Source organism: Saccharothrix sp. CB00851 (assembly GCF_001905065.1).
Classification (GTDB): domain Bacteria; phylum Actinomycetota; class Actinomycetes; order Mycobacteriales; family Pseudonocardiaceae; genus Actinosynnema.
The window spans coordinates 108,486-130,144 of sequence record NZ_LWLC01000018.1 but is presented as its reverse complement, the minus strand read 5'-3'; the positions used below and the strand labels follow the sequence as shown (position 1 = coordinate 130,144).

Annotated in this window: 18 protein-coding genes; 5 read left to right on the top strand and 13 right to left on the bottom strand. The window is 70.7% G+C overall.

The window, feature by feature from the left end:
* Positions 1-3: 3 nt before the first annotated feature.
* Both A6A25_RS44105 and A6A25_RS44100 read right to left on the bottom strand, forming a co-directional pair.
* Entirely contained in the window at positions 4-1,023 is a 1,020-nt protein-coding gene (locus A6A25_RS44105; protein ID WP_073891967.1) for a helix-turn-helix domain-containing protein, read from the bottom strand.
* A gap of 23 nt (positions 1,024-1,046) precedes the next feature.
* Positions 1,047-1,682 carry a hypothetical protein gene (locus A6A25_RS44100; protein WP_146174003.1) on the bottom strand — a complete coding sequence of 212 codons (636 nt, stop codon included), beginning with the start codon at positions 1,680-1,682 and terminating at the stop codon, positions 1,047-1,049.
* Between the two features lie 80 nt (positions 1,683-1,762).
* On the opposite strand from A6A25_RS44100, the gene A6A25_RS19190 reads away from it, so the two are divergent.
* Positions 1,763-2,560, top strand: coding sequence for an alpha/beta fold hydrolase (locus tag A6A25_RS19190; protein WP_241828792.1), 798 nt, complete (start codon positions 1,763-1,765; stop codon positions 2,558-2,560).
* A complete protein-coding gene (locus A6A25_RS19185) occupies positions 2,557-3,732 on the top strand; it encodes a PP2C family protein-serine/threonine phosphatase (RefSeq protein ID WP_073891962.1) in 1,176 nt (391 codons plus the stop codon). The genes A6A25_RS19190 and A6A25_RS19185 overlap by 4 nt, the downstream gene beginning before the upstream one ends.
* Here the strand turns inward: A6A25_RS19185 and A6A25_RS19180 are convergent.
* From A6A25_RS19180 to A6A25_RS19165, 4 genes are all read right to left on the bottom strand, one after another.
* Positions 3,729-4,256 carry a hypothetical protein gene (locus tag A6A25_RS19180; protein ID WP_073891961.1) on the bottom strand — a complete coding sequence of 176 codons (528 nt, stop codon included), beginning with the start codon at positions 4,254-4,256 and terminating at the stop codon, positions 3,729-3,731. The two genes, A6A25_RS19185 and A6A25_RS19180, sit on opposite strands and share 4 nt — an antisense overlap.
* A 158-nt stretch (positions 4,257-4,414) precedes the next feature.
* Positions 4,415-5,719, bottom strand: a complete 1,305-nt coding sequence (locus A6A25_RS19175) for a plasmid pRiA4b ORF-3 family protein (protein ID WP_241828791.1) — start codon at positions 5,717-5,719, stop codon at positions 4,415-4,417.
* 26 nt (positions 5,720-5,745) lie between these two features.
* The gene (locus A6A25_RS19170) at positions 5,746-6,111 is read right to left on the bottom strand and encodes a peptidase inhibitor family I36 protein (protein WP_073891959.1); all 366 of its coding nucleotides are present in this window, start codon (positions 6,109-6,111) and stop codon (positions 5,746-5,748) included.
* Positions 6,112-6,177: 66 nt separating this feature from the next.
* Entirely contained in the window at positions 6,178-7,026 is an 849-nt protein-coding gene (locus A6A25_RS19165) for a DUF72 domain-containing protein (RefSeq protein ID WP_073891958.1), read from the bottom strand.
* A 60-nt stretch (positions 7,027-7,086) separates the two neighbouring features.
* Between A6A25_RS19165 and A6A25_RS43105 the strand changes: the two genes are divergently transcribed.
* Both A6A25_RS43105 and A6A25_RS19155 read left to right on the top strand, forming a co-directional pair.
* A complete protein-coding gene (locus A6A25_RS43105) occupies positions 7,087-7,296 on the top strand; it encodes a hypothetical protein (RefSeq protein WP_073891956.1) in 210 nt (69 codons plus the stop codon).
* Positions 7,297-7,330: 34 nt separating this feature from the next.
* A complete protein-coding gene (locus A6A25_RS19155; RefSeq protein WP_073892037.1) occupies positions 7,331-8,068 on the top strand; it encodes an arylamine N-acetyltransferase family protein in 738 nt (245 codons plus the stop codon).
* Here A6A25_RS19155 and A6A25_RS19150 read toward each other — a convergent pair.
* From A6A25_RS19150 to A6A25_RS19140, 3 genes are all read right to left on the bottom strand, one after another.
* On the bottom strand, positions 8,061-8,798 hold the full coding sequence (locus tag A6A25_RS19150) for a DUF72 domain-containing protein (RefSeq protein ID WP_143193264.1): 738 nt from the start codon (positions 8,796-8,798) through the stop codon (positions 8,061-8,063). The two genes, A6A25_RS19155 and A6A25_RS19150, sit on opposite strands and share 8 nt — an antisense overlap.
* Before the next feature lie 35 nt (positions 8,799-8,833).
* On the bottom strand, positions 8,834-9,229 hold the full coding sequence (locus A6A25_RS19145) for a hypothetical protein (RefSeq protein WP_241828790.1): 396 nt from the start codon (positions 9,227-9,229) through the stop codon (positions 8,834-8,836).
* Positions 9,230-9,462: 233 nt separating this feature from the next.
* Positions 9,463-10,713, bottom strand: a complete 1,251-nt coding sequence (locus A6A25_RS19140) for a DNA/RNA helicase domain-containing protein (protein ID WP_241828789.1) — start codon at positions 10,711-10,713, stop codon at positions 9,463-9,465.
* A gap of 152 nt (positions 10,714-10,865) precedes the next feature.
* Between A6A25_RS19140 and A6A25_RS19135 the strand changes: the two genes are divergently transcribed.
* Complete coding sequence (locus A6A25_RS19135) at positions 10,866-11,843, top strand: hypothetical protein (protein WP_158073761.1); 978 nt, start codon at positions 10,866-10,868, stop codon at positions 11,841-11,843.
* Positions 11,844-11,870: 27 nt separating this feature from the next.
* Here the strand turns inward: A6A25_RS19135 and A6A25_RS19130 are convergent, their stop codons facing one another.
* Genes A6A25_RS19130 through A6A25_RS19115 form a run of 4 tightly spaced genes read right to left on the bottom strand, consistent with a single transcriptional unit; the run spans position 11,871 to position 21,638 of the window.
* The gene (locus A6A25_RS19130) at positions 11,871-13,994 is read right to left on the bottom strand and encodes a DEAD/DEAH box helicase (RefSeq protein WP_073891949.1); all 2,124 of its coding nucleotides are present in this window, start codon (positions 13,992-13,994) and stop codon (positions 11,871-11,873) included.
* A complete protein-coding gene (gene brxD / locus A6A25_RS19125; RefSeq protein WP_073891947.1) occupies positions 13,991-15,313 on the bottom strand; it encodes a BREX system ATP-binding protein BrxD in 1,323 nt (440 codons plus the stop codon). Before brxD ends, A6A25_RS19130 begins: the two co-directional genes overlap by 4 nt.
* On the bottom strand, positions 15,313-17,955 hold the full coding sequence (gene pglZ, locus A6A25_RS19120) for a BREX-2 system phosphatase PglZ (RefSeq protein ID WP_073891945.1): 2,643 nt from the start codon (positions 17,953-17,955) through the stop codon (positions 15,313-15,315). The genes brxD and pglZ overlap by 1 nt, the downstream gene beginning before the upstream one ends.
* Entirely contained in the window at positions 17,952-21,638 is a 3,687-nt protein-coding gene (locus A6A25_RS19115) for a hypothetical protein (protein ID WP_073891944.1), read from the bottom strand. The genes pglZ and A6A25_RS19115 overlap by 4 nt, the downstream gene beginning before the upstream one ends.
* Positions 21,639-21,659 lie beyond the last annotated feature (21 nt).

The window sequence follows — 21,659 nt, the reverse complement described above, 5'->3', positions numbered from 1 at the left end:
CGGTTATCCCCGGACGACGGTGAGGTTCGGTCGGGTGGCGCTGCCGCTGTCGCCCCGGCCTGGCAGGGCGGTGAGCACCAGGCCGAACACAAGCCCGTTCAGCTCTTCCACGTCCAGCAGCAGTTCACGGGCGACGGCGTGCGGCGTGGTGCCCTGGGCGCGCAGGGCGCGGAAGACCTTGGTGAGCAGCTGGGACGTCTCGCGGTGGCCGGTGCGGGGAGTGCGGCGGGCCAGCTGGGCGCACACGGTCGCGTGCTGCGTGCGGCTGAGCAGGCCCAGGTCGCGCAGGCGGTGCGCCAGGGCCGGCGGCGCCACGTGCCAGGTGGCGCTGTGCGCGACGACGTGCTCGGTGAGCGGGCCGCGGTCGACGGCGGCCAGCACACCGGCGCGGGGCAGCAGGAACGCGGTGGCGAACGTTTGCGGGTCGGCCGCGCCGGTCAGCCGCCCCAGCTCCCGGGCTGCGTCGAAGCGGGCTTCGTCGGGGGACGCGGTCGGGTCCAGGAACACGTACGGGGTGCCCGCGTGGCGGCACGAGAACGGGCCCGCGCCCGCGCAGTCCGGCGGCAGCGAGAAGACCCGGACGCCGTGCGCCTCCAGCAGGTGCACCAGGTTGGGCGCCGGTCGGTGCGGGATGCCCCAGCGGGCGCGCACCACGTCCGCCGCGGTCTCCGAGTCCGGGTGGTCCCACGTCGGCACGTCCGGCTCGGGGAACGTGAACGCGCGCGTCAGCCAGCCGTCGAAGCCGATGGCCAGGCGGGCGGCGCCGATCGCGGCGTCCCGTTGCCGCTTGGCCGCCGGTCGGCTGAACGCCACCTCGACCTCGGGCACGTCGTCGGCTTCCAGGAAGCCCGGCGGGAAGCCGAGGGCCTCGGTGAGCCGGGCGGTGGTGGCCGGGCGCGGTTGACGGCGGCCGTGCTCGTAGTCGCCGATGCTCGCCGGGCTCGTGCCCGCCTTGCGCGCCAGCTCCACCGCGGTGAGGCCGCGACGGGTCCGGGCGAGGACGAGGCGGGAGGGCGTGAGCATGATCGAGCCATTCTCGCACCCGCCTACCGGCGTGGCGTGACGGTGACGTCGACCTCGTCCGGGCCGTGGGGGTCGCGTGGCGCGGGCAGCGGGCCGAACACCAAAGGCGGCAACGTGATCCGGCGCGCCCACCGGTCCACGACCTGGCCCTGCGGCGTGGGCTCCGGCTGAGCCACCTCGCGCAGCACGACCAGCCGTTCCCCTTCCTGCTGGGGGTAGGTGACCAGGAACCACAGCTTCCACTCGTGCGTGTGCAGCGAGTCGAAGAGGGTGAACTGGTCGCGGTCGTTGCCGCGCATCATGGCGGCGATGGCCGGGCCCTTGGCGTAGTCGCTGCGCAGGGGAGCGCCGGGCGTGCCGGTGTGGCGGTTGCCCTGGAGGGTGCCCAGCACGACCGGTTTGGTGGGGTGCTGGACGAGGCCCGCGTTCCACTTGTCGACCCGCGTCCAGCCCTCGGCGACGAGGACCTCGCGGAGCCTGCCGACCCGGTGGATCCAGTCCAGCAGGCCGGCGCCGTTGGTCGGCCCGAGGGGCGGCGCGGACGCCCGTGCGTCGACCCCGGCCCAGATCGCCTCGTCCAGGTGGTCGGTGCGCAGGCCTAGCTCGGCCAGCTGGGCGTGGTGCTCGGCGGTCAGCTCGGTGGCGTTCGACATCCTCATACCCGGCACGGTAGCCACGACCACCGACAATTCCGCCGACTCGTGGGCCGGCGCGAAGGTGACACCATGGTGGTGTGGACGTGCGCAGCAGGAACAACGTGGTCGTGACCGGCGACGCCGACGGCCCCGTGGTGGTGCTCTCGCACGGCTTCGGGTGCGACCAGACCATGTGGCGGCTGGTCGTGCCCGTGCTCGCCGAGACGTGCCGGGTCGTGCTGTTCGACCACGTCGGCGCGGGCCGGTCCGACCTGTCGGCGTGGGACGCGCGGCGTTATTCGACGCTGGGCGGGTACACGCGGGACGTGCTGGAGATCTGCCACGAGCTGGACCTGCGGGACGTGGTGTTCGTCGGGCACTCCGTGTCGGCGATGGTCGGGGTGCTGGCCGCGATCGCGGAGCCGGCGAGGTTCGCCAAGCTCGTGCTGGTCACGCCGTCGCCGCGGTACGTCGACGACGGCGACTACCGGGGTGGGTTCAGCGCCGCCGACATCGACGAGCTGCTCGACTCGCTGGACAGCAACTACCTGGGCTGGTCGGCGGCGATGGCGCCGGTGATCATGGGCAACCCGGACCGGCCGGAGCTGGGCGCGGAGCTGACCAACAGCTTCTGCCGCACGGACCCCGAGGTGGCCCGGGTGTTCGCCCGCGCGACGTTCCTGTCCGACAACCGGGCGGACCTCGGTGAGGTGACCGTGCCGACGCTGGTGCTGGAGTGCCGGCACGACGTGATCGCGCCGCCCGAGGTCGGTGCGTACGTGCACGCGGCGATCCCCGGCAGCACGCTCGTCACCCTCGACGCCACGGGCCACTGCCCGCAGCTCAGCGCCCCGGAGGCCACCGCCGCCGAGATAGCCCGTTTCGTGGCGGCGGAGGCGTGACGCGGGACGACGAGGTGTTCTCGGCGTTGTTGGAGGACAGCGCGGAGGACCTGTACGAGAACGCGCCGTGCGGCTACCTGTCCACGATGCTGGACGGGTACATCGCGAAGGTGAACGGGACGCTGCTGCGCTGGCTGGGGTACTCGCGCGAGCAGCTCGTCGGTCGGCTGCGGTTCGCGGACCTGCTCACCGTCGGCGGCAAGCTGTACCACGAGACGCACTTCGCGCCGTTGCTGCGGATGCAGGGCGAGGTCGGCGGGGTGGCGCTGGAGATGGTCGCGGCCGACGGGACACGGCTGCCGGTGCTGGTGAACTCGACCGTGCGGACGAGCGGTGACGGTGAGCCGTTGCTGATCCGGACCACGGTGTTCGACGCGAGCGACCGCCGTACGTACGAGCGCGAGCTGCTGCGCGCCCGGCAGGAAGCCGAGCGCGAACGTGACGAGATCCAGCGGCTGGCCACGACTCTGCAGCGGACCCTGTTGCCGCCGGTGCTGCCCGCGGTGCCGGGCGTGGAGACCGCGACCCACTACCACCACGCCTCGCCGTTCGAGGTGGGCGGCGACTTCTACGACCTGTTCCCGCTGGCGGACGGCCGGTGGGGGTTGTTCCTCGGTGACGTGTGCGGCAAGGGCGCGGACGCGGCGGCGGTGACTTCGCTGACCCGCTACACGCTGCGTTCGGCGGCCGTGTACGACCCCGACCCGGTCGCCGTGCTGACCAACTTGAACACCGTGCTCAACCAGGAGACGGCCACGGGGTTCTGCACGGTGGCGTTCGGCGTCCTGACCGTCGAACCGGACCGCTGCACGATCACCCTGGCCGCCGGCGGCCACCCGCCCGGCCTGCTGCTGCGCGCGGACGGCACGGTCGAGTACGTGGAGCTGCCCGGCGGCCAGCTGATCGGGATCCTGCCGGACGCCCACATCGCCACGACGACCGTCCACCTGACCGCCGGTGACACGTTCGTGCTGTACACGGACGGGTTGGTCGAGGCGCGGACCGGCCCTGACACCCGGTACAGCGAGGAGGACCTGCTGGACTTCGCCGCCACCCTGCCCCCGATCTCCGCCGCGGGTGCCGTCGACGCGCTCGTGGGCCTGCTGGACCGGCTGGGTAGCGGGGTCGAGGACGACGCCGCCGTGCTGGCGATCGGCGTTCCGGCGGGCTAGGGCCTCCTGGGCGACCCGAGCAGTCGCCGGCCCGTGACCAGCGCGATGCTCGTGAGCACCAGGGGCATGGTCAGCGCCAGCATGAGCGTCCACACCCCGGGCCAGGAGATGTCGAGGGGCTCGCTGCTGAGCGGTGCCATCGACACCCCGAGCGACAGGCCGCTGAAGGCGGACATGGTCATGAAGAGCGACAACGCCCAGGCCACGACGATCCCCGAGCGGAGTTCACCGACCTTCTGGAGGTCGAGGTGCTCCGCCGACACGTGGTGGCGAACGGTGAGGAGGAAGACGCCTGCCAGGACCGCCATGACCACGCTGGTGCCGACGAGCGTCCAGCTGAAGACGCCGAGCGCCGGGTACACGGGAGGCAGCTGACCGCCGAGCAGGGCGAGGAGCGGTACCAGCACCAGGCAGGCGCTGATCAGCAGCAGGGCGACCCTTCGGCACGTCGTGCGGATCCGGTGAGCGTGCGGCGCCGGGATCCACAGGTACCTCGGCGGTAGGGGTGGCGGCGGGTAGCCCACGGTCCTGCCAATCCGGCCGGAACAGCCTGATGTCGGTGGCGAGCCCGGCCCAAGCCGCCCGGTTCCCACACCTGTCCATTGCGGTGGGTAGTCAACCAGGTCTTCCGAGTAGTCGACGTGGGACGCGCCGGAGAGGGTCACCCATCAGATGTCGGTCGTCATTCTTCGATCAGCACGGCCGCGAGCTCGGCCAAGCCCTCGTTGACGGCGTCGAGGTCGAACTCGGCCGGGTCGAAGGTGGCGACGAAAGCCGGGTTCAGCCACTCCAGCATGGTCGCGTGCTCGGGGTGCTCCGGGTCGGCCAGCACCTCGCACAGGTGCTGGTAGCCGCCGATGCCGCCGCTGTCCTCCGGCGGTCCGGCGCGGCGGCCGGTCAGGCAGCGCGGGTAGGTGGTGCCGGGTTCGGCGGTCGTCACGGCCTCCACCACGACGTCGTGGTCCCAGGTGTCGCCGAAGTCGTACAGGTAGCCGATGCGGTCCTTCGGGCCCGCGGCGACGTCGGCCAGTGTCACGCTCGACGCGTCGCCGTGGTCGAGTTCGCGGTCAGGAAGTCCGAAGTTCCCGATCGGGGTCTCGAAGACCCACAGGTGGTAGTCCTTCCAGGCGAACGCGCGCTGGAGGATGTCGTGCAGGCGCAGCAACGTCGTGGTCGACGGCACCTCCAGGCGACGCCAGACCGGCGGCTTGGACCCGTGCAGCGTCACCTTCAGCCGGTGCACGCTCGTGTCGGCGGCGGTCGGTGGGTCGGGTGGGAGCAGGTCGAGCCGCCGGCGCAGCAGGGCGAGGGTCAGCCGGACGTCCTCGGCCTCGTCCTGGTCGACGGGGCACGGGTCGTGCGCCAGGGCGTCGGCCACGATCGCCCGTGCCTGCCCCGGTGAGTACAGGCGGAACGGCACGTCGTGATCGTCGGCGAGGCAGGTGAAGGCGAAGTGGACGTTCTTCGGTCGGCCGCTGACGTAGCAGTCCCGCACACCGCCGCCCCTGGCGTAGTCGATCAGCACGACGACGACGTGCGACTTGCGGCCGTAGGTGAACGTCATCGCCAGGTGTTGCAGGCCCGTGCGGAGATCGAAGTAGCCGTAGCACTGGCCGACCTTCGGCTTGGCGAGGGCGTGAGCCCACTCAGGGTCGGTCAGGCCGGCTGTGACGAGTCGGTCGGCCGCGTCGCGCGCCTCGTCCCGCACCGACGGTGGCGCCAGCACCGCCAGGACCCTGGCCAGTGCCAGCGCTTGCGGTGTTCCGGTCGCTTCCGCTGTGGCGAGTTCGTCGGACAGCGCGTACGGCAGGTCTCCGGGGTGGACGTCGAGCAGGCCGATGTACCGCGAGCCGGCCAGTTCGGCGTCCAGCGGTCCGGCGTCGGGCGGGGGTGTGAAAGCCTCGACCGACGCGGTCACCGGGGCGGTGGCTCGGAGGCGGCCCTCCTTGGCGAGGTGGTCCAGGTCGAGTTCGTAGTCCTGCTGCACCCGGGCAATTGTTCCACCCGGTCGGCTCAGGGTTCCCAGACCTGGATGGCCCGGACGACAAAAGGAGCGTCCGGGACGTACGTGCCCTTGCCGGGGTAGGTGGTGAACTCGGCCTCGGTCGAGCACGTTTCCCGCTGGTAGACCGAGGTGTCCCTGGTCAGGTTGTTCACGAAGGACCGCGCCACGAAGCCGTTCGGCAGGGGGATGCACTCCCGCGGGTTCGCGGACTCCAGGTCAAGGCGGTGCGAGTCGCCGGTGTACTGGGTGCCCGACCACACGCAGAACTCGCCGCGGTCGCACGACGGGTCGGGTTGCTGCGCCACCGCCGTGCCGCTCGACGCCAGGGCGCCGGTGGTGAGGGCCAGCGCGGTCACGAGGCTGCGGGTCGTCATTCGGGTCACCTCCACCGGTCCAGGGTGCTGTGATCGGCGGTGGTGTGGGGGCGAGCCGGCCGCCGTTCACCTGATTGTGTGGGCGGTTGCGGGTTTCGGCAGCGCGAGGTGCTCGGCGAGGCGGAGGGCGTCGTGCGGGGCGGCGGCGTCCGTGTCGTTGTCGAAGTAGACGTAGACGTCGTGGTCGGTGGCCCAGGTGCGGATCTTGGCCGACCACTCGTCCAGTTCCTCGTCGGTGTAGCTGCCGACGTACAGGGACTGGTTGCCGTGCAGGCGCACGTAGGCGAAGTCCGCCGTGACGTCTTCGAGGTAGGGGAACCGGCCGGCGGAGTGGGAGACGACCAGCGCGATGCCGTGCGCGCGGAGGAGGTCGTGGAACTCCGGGACCAGGAACGTCGGGTGCCGGACCTCCAACGCGTGCCGCAGCGGCCGGTCGGCGTCGGTGGTGGTCCAGGCGCGGTCCTCGGCGAGCCGGTCGTCGTGCCGTTCGGCGAGTTCGGCGGCGGCGGTCGTGGTGCGGGGGAGGAGGTCGAAGAACGTCGTCAGGCGGGCGGGGTCGTAGGCCGTCGTCGGGGGCAACTGCCACAGCACCGGCCCCAGCTTCGGCCCGAGTGCGAGCACACCGGAGGCGAAGAAGTTGGCCAACGGGATCTCCACGTCCCGCAACTGCTTCAGGTGCGTGATGAACCGGCCGCCTTTGACCGCGAACAGGAAGTCCTCCGGCGTCTGCCGCGCCCACGCCTGGTAGCTGGACGGGCGTTGCAGGGAGTAGAACGAGCCGTTCAACTCGACCGACGTGAGCAACCCGGAAATGTGCTCCAGTTCCCGCCGCTGCACCAACCCCTCGGGGTAGAACGCGCCACGCCACGTCGGGTACACCCAGCCCGACGTCCCGACCCGAACCTCACCCGTCACCTGCCCTGGGTACCCGGATGATCTCCGGCGTACCCCGCTGACCGGTGCGACCATGCCGGTGTGAGCTTCACCGACCGCGTTCTCCAACTTCTCGCCGACCACCCGGAGGGCCTCCGGCAGGATCACCCCGACGACGAGGTGGCGCCGGCAGTCCCTGACGTACCGACCTACCGCTCGTTGGTCCGCACGATCGAGACGACACTGGCCACGATGCGCGTGTCCGTGTTCTTCGTGCGCGACGATGGTTCGGTCGAGCCTCGTTGGGCTTGACCTCCAGTGGGCTCGAAGGTGCAAGGTGATCGCCATGGACGACCGGACACTTGACGCCTACCTGGCCAGGATCGGTGCGACGCGCACCAGCACCCTGGTCGAGCTGCAGGAACTGCACGTCGCCTCGGTGCCCTTCGAGAACTTGAGCATCCACCTCGGCGAGGAGATCGTGCTCGACGAGGACCTGCTGGTGGACAAGATCGTCAACCGGGGGCGCGGTGGGTTCTGCTACGAGCTGAACGGGGCGTTCGCGGCGTTGTTGCGGGCGTTGGGGCACGACGTGCGGATGATGTCGGCCAAGGTGTTCAACGACGGTGCGTACGGGCCGCCGTTCGACCACATGGCGTTGCGGGTGGGGGCCCTGCTGGTCGACGTCGGTTTCGGGCGGTTCAGCCTGCGGCCGTTGGATCTCGCCAGCCGGACCGGGCAGCACGATCCGGCAGGCGTATTCCAGCTGGTCGACACGCCCGAGGGCGACGTGGACGTGCTGTTCGACGGCGTGCCCCAGTACCGCCTCGAACTGCGGCCGCGTGCGCTGGAGGAGTTCCGCGCCACGTGCTGGTACCAGCAGACGTGGCCGGGGTCGCCGTTCCGGCGCGGTACGACGTGCTCGTTGCGCACGCCGACCGGGCGGATCACCATCGCCGAGCACAAGCTGATCACCACGACCGGGGACGAGAAGGTGGTCGAGGAGTTGGACGACGCCGCCCTGCTCGAGGCCTACACCAAGCACTTCGGCATCGTGCTGGACCGCGTGCCCCGGCTCAGCTGAGCCGTTCGGCGAGGGCGAGGGCGTCGAACGGCGCGGCGCCGCGCATGGTGTTGTCGAAGTAGACGTACACGTCGCGCTCGGCCGACCACCGCCGGAACCGGGAGGCCCAGCGGTCCAGGGCGAGGTCGGAGTAGGCGCTCACGTACAGCTCCTGGTCGCCGTGCAGCCGGGCGTAGACGAAGTCCGCGGTCAGCTCACGCGGCTCGGGGAAGCGTCCGGCGGATTCGGCGACGACGAGCGCGACGTCGTGCGGTGCCAGCAGTTCCGCCAGCTCGGGCCGGTCCCAGCTCGGGTGCCTGATCTCCAGCGCGTGCCGGACCGGCGGGCCCGGTAACAGTTCCAGGAAAGCGGCCAGCCGCTCGGGCCGCCACGGCAGCGTCGGTGGCAGCTGCCACAGGATCGGCCCGAGCTTCGACCCGAGGTCGAGGACTCCGGAGCCGAAGAACTCCTCCACGTCCTTGCCCACATCGCGTAATCGCTTGGTGTGCGTGACCTCGCGATGTCCCTTGACGGCGAACACGAAGTCCTCGGGGGTGCGCTCGAACCACGACTTGTAGTCCGCCGGCTTTCGCAGCCCGTAGAACGAGCCGTTGATCTCGACGGTGTCGAGGCGCCGTGACAGGAACTGCAATTCCAACCGCTGTTGCAACCCGCGCGGGTAGAAGTCGCCACGCCACTCGGCATAACGCCAGCCGGAGGTACCGATTCGGATTTCACCCACGGTGACGATGTTGCCCATGTGAGTGACCGCCCAAACGTGGAGAGCTAGAAGCCCGCGCCATCCAACGCCCCGCTCACCACGCGGTCGACCCTGGCCTGCTGCGGATCACGGGCCAACGCCTCCGTGCACGGGCACCCGGCCAAGTCGCTGCCGCACAGGTACACGCCGAGGACCCGCAAACTGCGCGCCGTCTGCCGCAACCGCGCCGCACCCCGCAGCCGAACCTGCCCGTACACCGCCTTGGCCAACTGGTACGGCACACCAGGGCCGAGGTCGACGCACGCCTGGCTGTCCAACTCCTCCGCCACGTGCGCGATGGGCCGACACCCGTACGTCCGCGCCGACCGCACGAGCCTCTGGTCCAGCCGTGCCACCAACCGCCTGGCCACCTCGTCCCGCCACGCCTTGTCGGCGCGGAGGTAGGCCACCAACTCCTCCACGCGGACAGGATCGGGCCGTGGACGGCGGGCGCGCGCTCTTCGTCTTTGCGAGGTCATGCCTCTCAAGATCGGGTGTCGCAAACCATCGTGAGCACCCCTCACCCGCCTGCCACCCCAAAGCACCCACGTGCAGTAGCGCCCCGACTGCACAACGCCGCCGCCGGCCGCGTACGGAATGGGCGATTGCCCCGGCAGATCACCGCGGTGGAGCTGCCGGGAGGGGAACCGGACGCTCAGCGCGCCATCTTCTCCAGGTACTCCTGCGTCTCCGGGTCGGTCGAGTAGACGCAGACCCCGCGCATCCCCCGGGTCAGCAGCACCTTGTAGGTGTGCGCCAGCAGCCAGTCCTCCAATTCAACCGGTGTCGAGGCGGCGTGCACGACGAAGTCCTCGTCGTCGCGGGTCACGATGTCCGACCAGGCGGTCGCGCGGCGTCGACCGATGTCCAGCAGGCCGGCTGCCCACGCGTCGAAGAACTCCGAGCCGCCGCAGCGGTACTGGCCGGCCAGGTGCACGACCTCGACCTCGCAGTCGGGCGCGCGGGCGGCAGCCTCGATCTGCTGTTGCGAGCCCATCTCACCGGGACGGACCACCTGGTGCTCGTCCAGCAGGAAGACCGGAACCCACGCCGCGTCGATCAACTCGGCCACCTGTCGCCGAGCGCGCTGCCGGGCCTCGGCCTTGGTGTAGCGGTTGACGCTGGTCTCGCGGACGCGATGCGCCTCATCGCAGATCAATACGTCCAGGCCACGCGGTTCGGCGTCCATGAAGCTGTTGAAGTACTTGAACATGTTCCGCACCCAGGGCGCGCGCCTCCCGGCGAGCTGGCGGAGCGTGTTCGTGAACGCACTGGAGCCCGTGGCGTGGTAGACGCGGCGGCCCAACCGGGCCAGTTCGCCGAGCAGGCTCAGCGCGATGACGCTCAGCGCGATGACGCTCTTGCCGGAGCCCGGCCCGCCGAGCACGATCACGACGGTCTGCGTCCGGCTGGTCCGTGCGCGTTCGACGGCCTGCATGACGGAGCTGTAGGCCACCTGCTGCTCGTCGATCAGCACGAACTGCTCGCGGTCCTGGATCTCGCGGGCAGCCAGGTCGAGCAGCGGCTTGGAGGGCGCGTGCCTGGCGTTCAGCAGGTCTTCCGCGGCTCGGCCGGCCGCGTCCCTGGCGGCCGGATCGGGGTCGAGCAGCGACTTCAGGTGGTCGGCCATCCGCGACCGGGTATCCATCGTGTAGAGGCGGCCGTAGTCGTCCATGCCGTACTGGGAGAGCCGCCAGACCCCGGACTCCAGCGCGTTGTGCAGGTAGGCGAGGCCGTGCACTGCGCCGGGCTGCTCCGCCAGCGCGGGGGTTGAGTCGACGAGGTACTCGCAGTACCGGCGCACCTGCTCCACCGGGTGGAGGACAGGTTCCGGGTACTGGGGCACTTGGACGAGGTCGTCGCCGACGGGTTCGGCGCTCGACCACTGCTTCAGCTCGACCAGCACGCAGTGACCACAGCCTGTCCAGTTGAACCGTTGCAACGATCCGGTGACGGCCACTACTACATGTGACGTTCAACGACGGGCCGGCGGTGCACCTGGCGTACCGCTCGTGGACAGGTGAGGACCGCCGCATGCGCACTCCTGAGAACGACCCTGTGCTGCGCGACCGGGTCGCTCGGCTCGTGGGCGTCCTGCGTCAGATCGCGGTGGCGAAGAACCGGCCGGTTCGCCACGCGAACCAGTACCTCGACGTGCTGTGGTTGTCATCGGCACATGAACTCGGCCTCATCCACGCCGCGCTCGAGCCAGGCCAGCACATCGTTCGGGTGCCGAGGGTGCCCAACGAGCGGGAACCCGGTCCTCCGTCGTCGTTGCGGAACCGGGTCGAGTGGGTCCGAGGCGGAAGCGACGACTTGCCGGAACCGAAGCTGAGGCAGCGCGTCGACGCCTTGCTCGGACCCGTCCCGGCGACCGATTTCCCGCGCCTCGAACGGGAGTTCGCGTCGTGGATGCGGGTGTGGCGGCCGTGGGCGGAGCGCGAACGTGCCAGGCGACCGCGCAGGCGCCTCTACGAAGAGTTGTTCGAACTCCAGCGCGAGGCCATCGACCGGCCGGAGAGCGTCGAACTGGTCCTCTCGACCGGCCTTCAGCAGCTGGGGCGGGTCGAGCAGGCTGTCGCGGATGACCACGAGGCGGGTTTCGCCGATGTGCAGGTCGCGAGCGGTATCCTGACCGATCCCGCCGCCGAGGTGTTCCGGGCCTTCGCCGACTTCTTGGAAGGTGGCGGTCCGCTGCGCAAGAAGCTGTTCCGCAGCGGCGAGGGCAAGCGTCTCGCGCCCGAGGTGGAGGCGGTCGAACGGGGGGTCCTGTTCCGGTCGGGTAGTCCGCTCGGTGCCAGCTACCGTCCCTGGAGCAGCACAAACAACCGGTCGAGGGCAAGCCCGAGGACCCGAGGCTCGACGTGGTCCGGAGGTTGGCGAGCAGGGTCGCGGGTGTCGGCAACGCGGGTGTGCGCGAAGCTCTCGGCATCAGCGCCGGCGAGGCTCAGCTGCTGCTTCGTGCGCTGCACCAAGCCCGGTGAGCTGGACCGGATCGGCTCGAACGGTGCGCCTGTGTACCGGCGGAGGCGTTGATCCGGGCTGCGCCGGGCAGCTCCTCGTCTACCGCGGCCTGCCGGTGGTGACGACGAACCTGGTCGGTTCGGTCAGAACCGCCGCCGCGCCGTCCAGGTCGGCCAAGCGCGCGGCCAACGTCGCCGTGGCCAGCGTTTGCGGCAGCGCTTCGCTGAACTTCAAGCCTTCCAGCGCCCGCTCGTCGACCTCCGGCAGGCACAAGCGCTCAGCCGCGTCGGCCAACGCCGCCCGCCACATGTCCACTGTGACGTCAGCGCGGAGCCGGATCGACGCGTCGTCCACGCGTTGCTTGGCATCGGTCAGCTCGGACAGCGTCGAGGCGAGCGTGGCGTTCGCCCGATAGCCCGCCCAAGTCCACCAGCGCACGTCCAAGCCGTCACGGGCCACGACCGTTCCACCCGGGTGGACGGTGGTGCTCGCGTCCTCACGCTCCTCGGTCAACGCGCGCTGGGCCCGCTGCGTCATCTTCACGGGCGGATCGCTGCCCAGCAGTACATCCCGAACCGCGCGACTCAGCTCCAGCGAGGCACCACTCAACCCAGGGGTGTGCCAGCGGGCCTTGCCGCCACCGGTTGCTTCTTCCACGAAGCAGCGACGACGTTTCCAGTCGATCCAACCGACCTTCCAGCTCCGGCCACCCAGGAGCAGCAGACGAGGCCCTTCCACCTTCTCGGTGAGCAGTGCGGGGTCGGTGCGCCCGATTTCGCGGCGGCCGTTCAGGACGGTGAACTGGGGCGGTGCGGTGAACACCGCCGTCATGTCCATGAAGTGCCTGCGCCCGAAGCGCTGTTCCGCCGCGGGACCGATGAACAGCATGTCACCGTCCCGGTCGAGGAAGCCGTTGTCCACCAAGTACCGCAGGATCGGCTCGGCGCCCCGGTCGAACGGCGCCAGGCCGTTCCACCCCTCCACCCACAGCCGGTCGCCGATGCGGTTCTCCTGGAGCGCCAACGCCAACAACTGCTGCGCGACGATGTGCCGCGGTAGCGGCGGGGCGGTGACCGGCTCGACGAAACCCCGGCTCCACAGCAGGAGCAGCCCTGCCGTCCACGGCACTTGGTCGCGTCTGATGGCGAGGAACAGGCAGTTGCGCACCGTGCCGGCCCGACGACCGGTGCGTCCGAGGCGTTGCAGGAACGACGCCACCGAACCCGGTGCGTTGATCTGGATGACCCGGTCCAGGTCGCCCACGTCGATACCCAGCTCCAACGTGCTGGTGGACACGATGACGCAGTCGCGAGCCTCGGCGAACGCCAACTCGGCTCGCCGCCGCTCGTCCATGGATAGGGATGCGTGGGACAGGAACGTGGTGACGCCCCGGCTGCGCAGCGCCTCGCCCAGTTCTTCCACCAGCTGTCGCGAGTCGCAGAACACCAGCCGCTTCTCGCCCCGGTGCAGGGAGGAGATCACCGTGGCGGCGTTGGACACCGAGCCCACGTAGTCGAGCTCGATCTCGCCGACCGAGGCGGGGTCCACCGGCGTGGCGGTGACGCCTGGCGCGATCACCCGAGCAGGGTGCTTCCCCCTGCTCGAACCCCGCAACCAGGTCAGCAGGTCCTCCGGGTTGCCCACCGTCGCGGACAGCCCGACGCGTTGGACCCGCCGCCCGACCACCCGCGTCAGGCGCTCCAGGACGGCAAGCAGGTGCCAACCGCGGTCGTCTCCGGCGAATGCGTGCACCTCGTCCACCACCACCGTGCGGAGACCTACGAAGAACGTGCCGTGCTCGACCTTGACGCTGACGAGCATCGCCTCCAGGGACTCCGGCGTGGTCAGCAGGATGTCCGGCGGGTCGCGGAGGATCTTCTGGCGGGTGGCCTGGGTCGTGTCGCCGTGCCACAAGCCGACCCGCCGCCCCAGCCACGAGGCGTAGCCCTCCAAACGGGGGTGGAGGTTGTTCAGCAGTGCCTTGAGCGGGCACACGTAGATGACCGACAGACCGGTCCACTTGTGCTGTTCCATCGCGCTGAGCAGCGGGAAGCAGGCGGCCTCCGTCTTGCCCCCGGCGGTAGGGGCCAGCAGCACGGCGTCGTCACCGTCCACCAGCGGTCCCACCGACTCGGCCTGCAAGGGCCGCAACGAACTCCACCCGAGCGTGTTGACGATGTGGTGCACCAACGCCGGGTGCAGGCCGTCGAGGCCGGTGGTCACGGCAGGTCCAGCTCGATGTCGTCGGCGGAGCGCGCCGCGGCGTTCCGCTCGACCTCCGTCAGCTCGGACTGGGCCAGGGTGAGGGCGTAGTGCCTGCGCGGGTCGAAGTCGTCGTGCTCGTCCACGCGGTCCAGCACGTCGGCGACCAGCTTGCGCAGGAAGATTCGCGGTGCCACACCCACCTGGCCACCGAGACCACCGGTGACCGCATCGGCGAGCTGAGCGACGTACGCGTCATCCACCACCGACGACACGCGGTCTGGGTGTCGCGCGACGCCCGCGTACAGATCACGAACCGCCCGCCCCAGTTCCCCCAGCTTGACCAGGTCGAACCCGGGCAGCCGAAGCTGTACCGCCCGAGGTGAGTCGAACTTCGGGTCGGTCGTGAAATCCGTGGCCAGCCGCTGCGCCAGAGGTGGGAGCCGCTGCACGCCCTGCTGCCCGTCGAAGAACGCGGGCGTTCCGGTGATCACCAGGAACAGCCCGGGAAAGCGGCCCGCATCGATCTCGTCCAGCAGCTGCCGCAGTGCGTTGAGCCCCTTCTCCCGCACGTCACCGCGGACCCGCTGAAGCGTCTCGATCTCGTCCAGCACCAGCAGCAGACCCGGGTGGCCGGCGTCACGCAGCACGGTGAGCAGCCCTTGGAGGAAGCCCAGCGCCTGGAAGTGGTCGATGTCGCCCTTGACGCCGGCCGTGCGCTTGGCGCCGGCGGCGACGTGTGGCTGACCCGCCAGCCACGCGGCCAAGCCGTCGGCGGTGTCACTGTCGCCGACGGCCACGGCTTTGCGGTAGCCGCGCAGGCCTGCGGCGTAGCCGGGCGTCGTGCGGGCGATCTGCCCGAGCCTCAGCTCCAGTAGTGCGTCGACTGCGTCACCGAGCCGGTCGGCGTCGGAATCGTCGACGTCGCCTTCGGTGAGGACGTCCTCCTCCAACGCGAACAGCCAGCTGTCCAGCACCGAGCGGAACGCGCTGGGCGGGCTGACCGCCGTGGTCAGGTTCTCGCAGAGCCGCCGGTACACCGTCTCCAAGCGGTGCAAGGGCGTCTCGGTCTCGGAGACCTGAACCTCGCTGACCGCCATGCCCGCCGCCTTCGCCCGCTCGGCGAGCCAGCGGGCGAGGAACGTCTTGCCCGCGCCGTACTCGCCGCGCACGGCCTTGAATCCGGCACCGCCGGCCGCGCACGCCGCGAGCTCCTCGTCCAACGTCGGCGCGAGCCGGTCCATGCCGACGGCGAACAGGTCCAACCCGCTCTCCGGCACCGTGCCGCGACGCAGTGCGGCGAGCACCGCGCGCCTGCGTGCCGGACTGACCGTCTTCATCAGCGTCCTTCGGGGAACTGCTCGTCCAGCAGCTTCTCATTGATCACGACCGTGCGCCCGTCGTCGATCAGGTCGATCACCGGGAACTGGTCGATGTTGAGCACCCTCCCGAGAGCCGCGACGAGGCCGCGTGGGTTGCGCCCCGGGGTGCCCGCGGCCCGCAGTACGTCCGCGACGGGCAACCTGCCGCCGGCGGTGAGCACGGCGTCCACGACGTCCCGGAAGACCTGCGGTTTCAGCACCCGGTTGGCCGGCTGGCCCTTGTGCGTGTTGACGAACGTCTCGCCGCCGATCAGGAGGGTGCCGCGGGACACGGTTTCGCCGGCGAAGAGGTCCGGTTGGGACGGAGGTGTCCTGGTGGTCTTCCGCTTGGTCTCGGGTGACAGCTTCGGCGGTCCGGCGGTCCGGCGACCGGTCCACCAATCCGGTGCGCCTTGGGAGTGCACCGACCACCCGTCCAGTTCCTCGACCCCCGGGGGAAGGAGGACGATGAGCGGGATCGCCACTTCCGCGAGGGCCGCGCCGCCGTGGTAGCCGTGGGTGCGCCCGCCGTAGCGAACTTCCTCGGAGGCGGCCAGCACCGCCGTACCGCCGGGCACCAGGACCCGCGGACCGGTCAGCGTCACTTCGTTCGGGCGGGCCTCACCGTTCGGCAGACGCCACCGGGCGCCGCCGGTGGCGTCCGGTCGGTGCTCGGAACCGTGCTCCAACACGTGGCCGTGGTCGCTGGTGAGCACCACGACCCAGCCGCCCTCGGCGGCCCGGTCCAGCAGCTCCGGCAGGTGCGCCACGTCGCGGTAGCCCCACGCCGGGTCCTCCGCCTGCCTGCCCCGGCTCAACGCGTCGTCGACGGTGTTCAGCACGACCGCCAGCACCTGCGGCTCGGCGCGCGGGGTGAACTCCGCGTCGAGTTCGGCTCCGCGGTCCGCACCGGATGACCCGGCGACGCCTGCCTTGTGCACGAGCACCGCCCGCGTGCGAGGTGGCCAGAACCCGTGCCGGGGGAACGCCCGGCGCTCGTCATCCGCTGTCCCGGCGGCTGGCGACGCGGTCAACAGCGACGTCCGGCTGTAGGCGGTCTCGGTGGGGAACGCGGCCAGTACCGCCTCGCGCCCTCCGTCGGGTGACCGCACCACCTCGGTCCAGCCGAGACGCGGGTTGTCCTCGACCGAACCGGCGATCTCGGCCGCCGCCGCGCCCGACATGCCGTCGACCACGGCCAGCAGCACCTTGTGCTTGCGGGCGAGCGGTCCGACGACGTCGCGCAGGAGGGTCTCGACGGCGACCACGCCGTCCGGGCGGGTGTAGGCCGCTTCGGGCAGGGCTCGCGCGAACTGCCGGTCCAGTTCTGCGCGTCGGGCTCCCGCGCGCTTGGCGATCCGGCCGAGAGCCTTGGCCACCACCGTGTTCGACGAGCCCCGGCGCACCTGGGTGAGCTCGCCGTCGACCCACGCCAGGTCGCGGGCGTGGCGGCGCAGCCCGTCCGGCACCGTGGTGATGTCGTGCGGTGAGCTGTCGAGCCAGCGGCGCAGCCGAACCGCCGCGCGCAACCTGCGGACCTGTGGTCGTTGGTCGCCTGTGGCGTGGTGCTCCTCGACGGCGAGCAGGTCGGCTTCGTCCAGCGTGGTCGCCGCGCGTTCCATGCGCGAGACGAGCCCGCTGGGCAGCAGTCGGCTGTGGTGCGCCAGCTCCACGGCGTTCAGCTGAGCCAGCAGCGCGTCCGCTTGGCGGACCTGCTGCCAGGCCCGCTGCGTGTCGGAGCGGGAGACGAGTTCCACGGCGGCCGACGCCGCGACCCCCAGGTCGGCGCGGGACGGCTCGTCCGACCCGAACCGCGAGTGCGCGAACGCGCCGAACGCCCGTGCTGCGGTCACGTCGTCCTCGGGAGCACGGGTCAGGACGTCGGCGACGAGGAGTTCGGGGACCACGTCGTCACGACCGGCGGCCAATCGCAGCACCACGTCGGCGGCGCGGCCCAGGCGTTCCACCAGGTGCTCGGTGATGCCCCGGCGTTCGTCGGCGCCGAGTTCGCGCCACCGCGTGACGGTCGCCATGTCGTCCACGGCGGTGATCAACGCGCTGAGGTCCAGCGTCGCGGGGTCCACCGCCAACCGGTTCCGCACGACGTGGCGCAGCGCCACGTCGCGGCCGAACGACAGCCCGGTCGTGTTCGGCAGACCTCCGCCACGGGCCAGTTCCACCAAGGCGTCGACCAGCCAGGTGTTGTCCCGGCCGCGCAGTCGCGGGTCGAGCTGCCTGGTTCGCAGCAGGTCCTGCAGCAGGGTGTACTTGCTCACCTCGTGCAGGTGCTCCCGGTGCAGCCGCGCCACCACCGCGTCGCCGAGTTCCTCCTCGTCGCAGTCGGTCAGCACGACCAGCACTTCGTAGGTCGAGCCGTCCGCCGGCGGCAGAGCCAGCGCGGACAGCACGGACAGCACCGACGGGCAGGCGACGTAGCGGACGGGGTGCCCACGTACTTCGCCTTCGGCCGGTCCGTGCCACACCGGTTCGTGTCGCGTCCGCACACCGATCACGACTCGTCCGGGGTTCGCGTTGGCCGCCGAATCCAGCTTCTCGACGATGTCGGTCACCCGGCTGACGACGGCGTTCTCGATCGCGGAGTCGAGGCCGGTCGCGGTCATCCGCCCTCCACGACGCGGTACGTGACCTCGATGGTCGCGTCGGGGTGCTCTTCGCCGAACTTCCGCAGTTCGCTGAGGACGTCACCGAGCCTGCCCCTGGCCTGGCGCGTACCGGGCGTGGGCTTCGGCGCCGGCGGGGGAGTGGTGCCCCCAGGCGGCTGCGGGGTGGGCTTGGCCGGCCGGAAAAGCGCGATCAAGCGGCGCTTCGCCTGGTCGAGCGCCTTCCGCAAGGGGACGGCGTGCTCATTGGCGTTCGCACCCACGCGTAGCTCGGCCATCACCTCTGAGGCGGCGGGGTCATCGAGCATGTCGAGGATGTCCCAGTCGGCGGTCCGCAACGCGCCCGCCATCTCGCCCGCGGACTCCAGCGACTTGCTGACCAGCATCGGTGTGACTTCGCCGAGGTCGGCGTCCGCGAGTGCCTCGACCAGCTTGGTCGGGTCGTGCACCGCGTGCAGCCCGGTCACCAGGTCGCGCGCGACGACGGCCACCCGGTAACGGCCGTGGGGCGCGTCGAGGTCCAGGCCGAGACGGGCCGCGTGCTGGTCGAGCACCTCCACCAGCTCCACGGCGGGCAGACGCACTTGGTCCACCTTGGCCCGCACGGCTCGCGAGAACTTCGCCACGGCACGCGGGGAGATCACGGCCGTCCGCAGAGACCTGCCGGTGAGGGCGTCCGCGAGCCGGCAGGCAGCCTCCCACTGCTCGGCCGAGGGCAGGGCCTGCCGGTAGAGCACCATGTCGTCGGCGAGGTCCTTCGGCGTCTCCGGCGGGTCCATCCGCACATCGCCGCGCATCCACGCCCGGTGGGTCAGCTCGGCGAACACGGCGATCACCAGGTTCTCGACCACGCGTTCCATGCCCAGGTGCCGCAGCCAGCCACGCACGGTCCGCACGGTCAACTCGCCGTCGCCATGCTCCTGGGCGGCGCGCCGGTCCAACTCGTCGGCCCAGTACCGGCCCAGCACGAACGGTCCGTTGTGCTCCTCGCCGAGCCGGAGCGGGTGTGCGATCCGCCGCAGCGCCTCGCGGTCGCCTCGGTCCACCTCGATGCGGCCCTCTGGCGCGTCGGCGGCCTGCCTGACGAGCGTGAGCGTCGTGCGGAGGTCGGCGTCGCGGACGACGTCGCCCTTGCGCTGCGGGTCGAAGTCGGGGTGGTCCGGGTAGGTTGCGGCGTAGAGCTGGTCCACCAGGGAGCGCAAGGCCTCCGCGAACGACCGACCGGCATCGATCTTGGGGTTGACCGTCGCGTCCAGGCTGACCAGGTGGTCGTTCCAGTCCTGGACGATCTCCTCCTTCGGGCGGCTGATCAGCCCGTAGGCGTTCTTCAACGCGTCACGCAGCTCGGTGCGCAGCGAGCTCTGGAGGTTGCCCAGCAGGTCCTGCGCCCGCCTGCGGTCCTCGGGTCCGATCGTGCGGGTGTGCTCCTCGAGCCTGGCCCGGTCGCCGAGCAGGTAGTTGACCTTGATCAGCCTGCCGAGCTTGTCGAGCACGTCGGAGGTGAAGAATCCCGGCAACCACGCCACGGCCGGGCGGTTGCCCCCCAGCGCCCGCAGTTCGAGCACACGGATGCGGTCCTGCGCCGCGGACTGGTTGTCGGGGTCGAACGGGTAGTCGAGCATCAACCGCCAGCGGCCGTCCACGGACGGTTCGAACAGGTCGTCGCGCAGCTCCTGGCGGTCCCGGACGTTGCCGTACACGATTTCGAGGGTGCGCCTGCTGCCCCGCCACACCACCGGGTGGTCGACCGGGGTCGTGCCCGTGTCGGTCACTTTGAGTTCGGAGAACAGCAACTCGCGGACCAGCTTGCGGCGCGCGGGCTGCTGGTCGAGCGAGACGACCCGGTCGAGGATCGCGTTGACGTTCACCCCGACCAGGTTGAGCCGCACGCTCGGGTCGCTGCCCTCGCCGAGTTGCAGTTCGGCGACGCGGCTGGCCCAGCTGCGCAGGCGGCGGACGACTTCGCCGACCTCTTGGCCCGGGATGAGCGCGGTGATGGTGCCGTGGTTGAGCGCGGCGAGCCGGCGGGCGGTGAGGTCGCGCAGCGCCTCCACGTCCGGCGCGAGCGCTGCCAGCAGCAGCGTCTTGACCAGGCGGTCGTCGCTGCGGAAGGCACGCAGCACGGCCTCGTCCGCGTCCGCCTGACCCGCGACCTGCTCCTCGCGCAGGTTGCGGTCGCGCAGCAGCATCGGCCGGAGTGTGCGCTGGTAGAGGGTGCGGGCTTCCTCGAATTCGTGCTTGAGCTGCTCGGTGAACGGCTGGTCGGCGCCGTCGGCGACCGCGTCGAACAGGTCGCCCAGCGGCACGAGCTGACCCAGGCGGAAGTCCTCGCGCCGGTCCACCAGGATCTGGCGCATCAGCAGCAGCGCGGTGCGTTCCCGCTGCAACGCCGACGACACGTGGACCAGCGTGTCCATGAACGCCGGGCTGAACGGGTAGGTCCGCTCGAACGAGCCGCCGTCACCCGAGCCGATCAGCACGTCCCGCACGGAGCCCGGCAGCGCGAACGTCCGCTGGAACGCCTGTCGCATCTGCTCTTCTTTGCCCGGCAGCGGCTTGAGGACGCGTTCCTGGGCGATCAGCGGCAGGTTGCGGTCTTCGAGCGTGATGCGCTCGATACGGCCGTCCCAGTGGTTGAGCCGGTCGTGGAACGACTGGAGTTCGGCACCAGTGCGCTCGGCACCGATGCCGAGTTCCCGCAGGTCGCGCTGACGCGCGATGAAGCTGATGATCGGCGCGGGCCGGTGCGCGTCACCCGCCTCGACCAGCTTGGCGACCTTCTCCGTCTCCCGGCTGATGAACGCCTGGTCGCCGATCTTGCCCGCCAGCCACAGCACCAGCTCGTCCAGGAACAGCACGATGCCGTCGTAACCGAGCTCCTTCGCGTGCCGGCTGATCTCGGACAAGCCCTGGTCGAGCGGCTTGAACGCGCTGGCCGAGCCCCGCACCGAGTCGACGTAGTTCGGGAAGTACGCCTCGATGACCTTGGTGATCAGGTCGTCGGACGCAGGGCTGCCGATCGGGGCGGCGAACCCCTCGTCCAGCTTCTCCGGGGTCATCGCCTGGCCGAGGTCGCCCCAACCGGTGTCGTCCTCGTTGGGGAACCCGGCGAGGAACCGCTCGTCACCGAGCTTCTCCCGCAGCCTCCGCGCGTCCTCCAGCAACCCCTGGGCGCGGTAGACCTGCGGGATCTTCTTGCCGGGCTCGTGGCGGCGGATGTGCTCCACGTAGCCGCCGAGGATGGCCGCCTCCAGGCTCTCCGACCCGGTCAGGTGGTAGGGGACCAGCAGGAAGCGCTTGGCGCCGAGCCAGGGATGCCGCGTGGTGACCTCGGCCAGGTCGGCCCGGTCCAGCGCGCCGGGGTGGCCGTCGAGCAGGGCGTGAAGCACCGCCATGAAGTGGCTCTTGCCGGAGCCGAACGAGCCGTGCAGGTAGGCGGCCTTCGAGCTGTGCTCGTCCAGTGCCGACTTGATCAGCCCGAGTGCCTCGCCGAACGCCACCCGCAGCTGGGGTGTGACGACGTAGTTGTTCAGCGCCTGGTCGCGCTTGGTGTCGACGCCCTCGGTCAACTTGAGGACGAAGTCGCCCCGGTGGACGCCCGTCGGGATGTCGATCAGTTCCCGGAGCAGCGGCGCGGTGCTCGGCCCGGCGGTGGTCACGCTGGAGAACCCCCTGGTTCGCATTCTGTCGAAACCGACGGTAGC

Excerpts from the sequence above, each read along its gene's own strand:
- A6A25_RS44105 (WP_073891967.1), bottom strand. The coding sequence starts at position 1,023 with ATGCTCACGCCCTCCCGCCTCGTCCTCGCCCGGACCCGTCGCGGCCTC.
- A6A25_RS44100 (WP_146174003.1), bottom strand. The coding sequence starts at position 1,682 with ATGAGGATGTCGAACGCCACCGAGCTGACCGCCGAGCACCACGCCCAG.
- A6A25_RS19170 (WP_073891959.1), bottom strand. The coding sequence starts at position 6,111 with ATGACGACCCGCAGCCTCGTGACCGCGCTGGCCCTCACCACCGGCGCC.
- A6A25_RS19155 (WP_073892037.1), top strand. The coding sequence starts at position 7,331 with ATGGACGACCGGACACTTGACGCCTACCTGGCCAGGATCGGTGCGACG.
- brxD (WP_073891947.1), bottom strand. The coding sequence starts at position 15,313 with ATGAAGACGGTCAGTCCGGCACGCAGGCGCGCGGTGCTCGCCGCACTG.
- pglZ (WP_073891945.1), bottom strand. The coding sequence starts at position 17,955 with ATGACCGCGACCGGCCTCGACTCCGCGATCGAGAACGCCGTCGTCAGC.
- A6A25_RS19115 (WP_073891944.1), bottom strand. The coding sequence starts at position 21,638 with ATGCGAACCAGGGGGTTCTCCAGCGTGACCACCGCCGGGCCGAGCACC.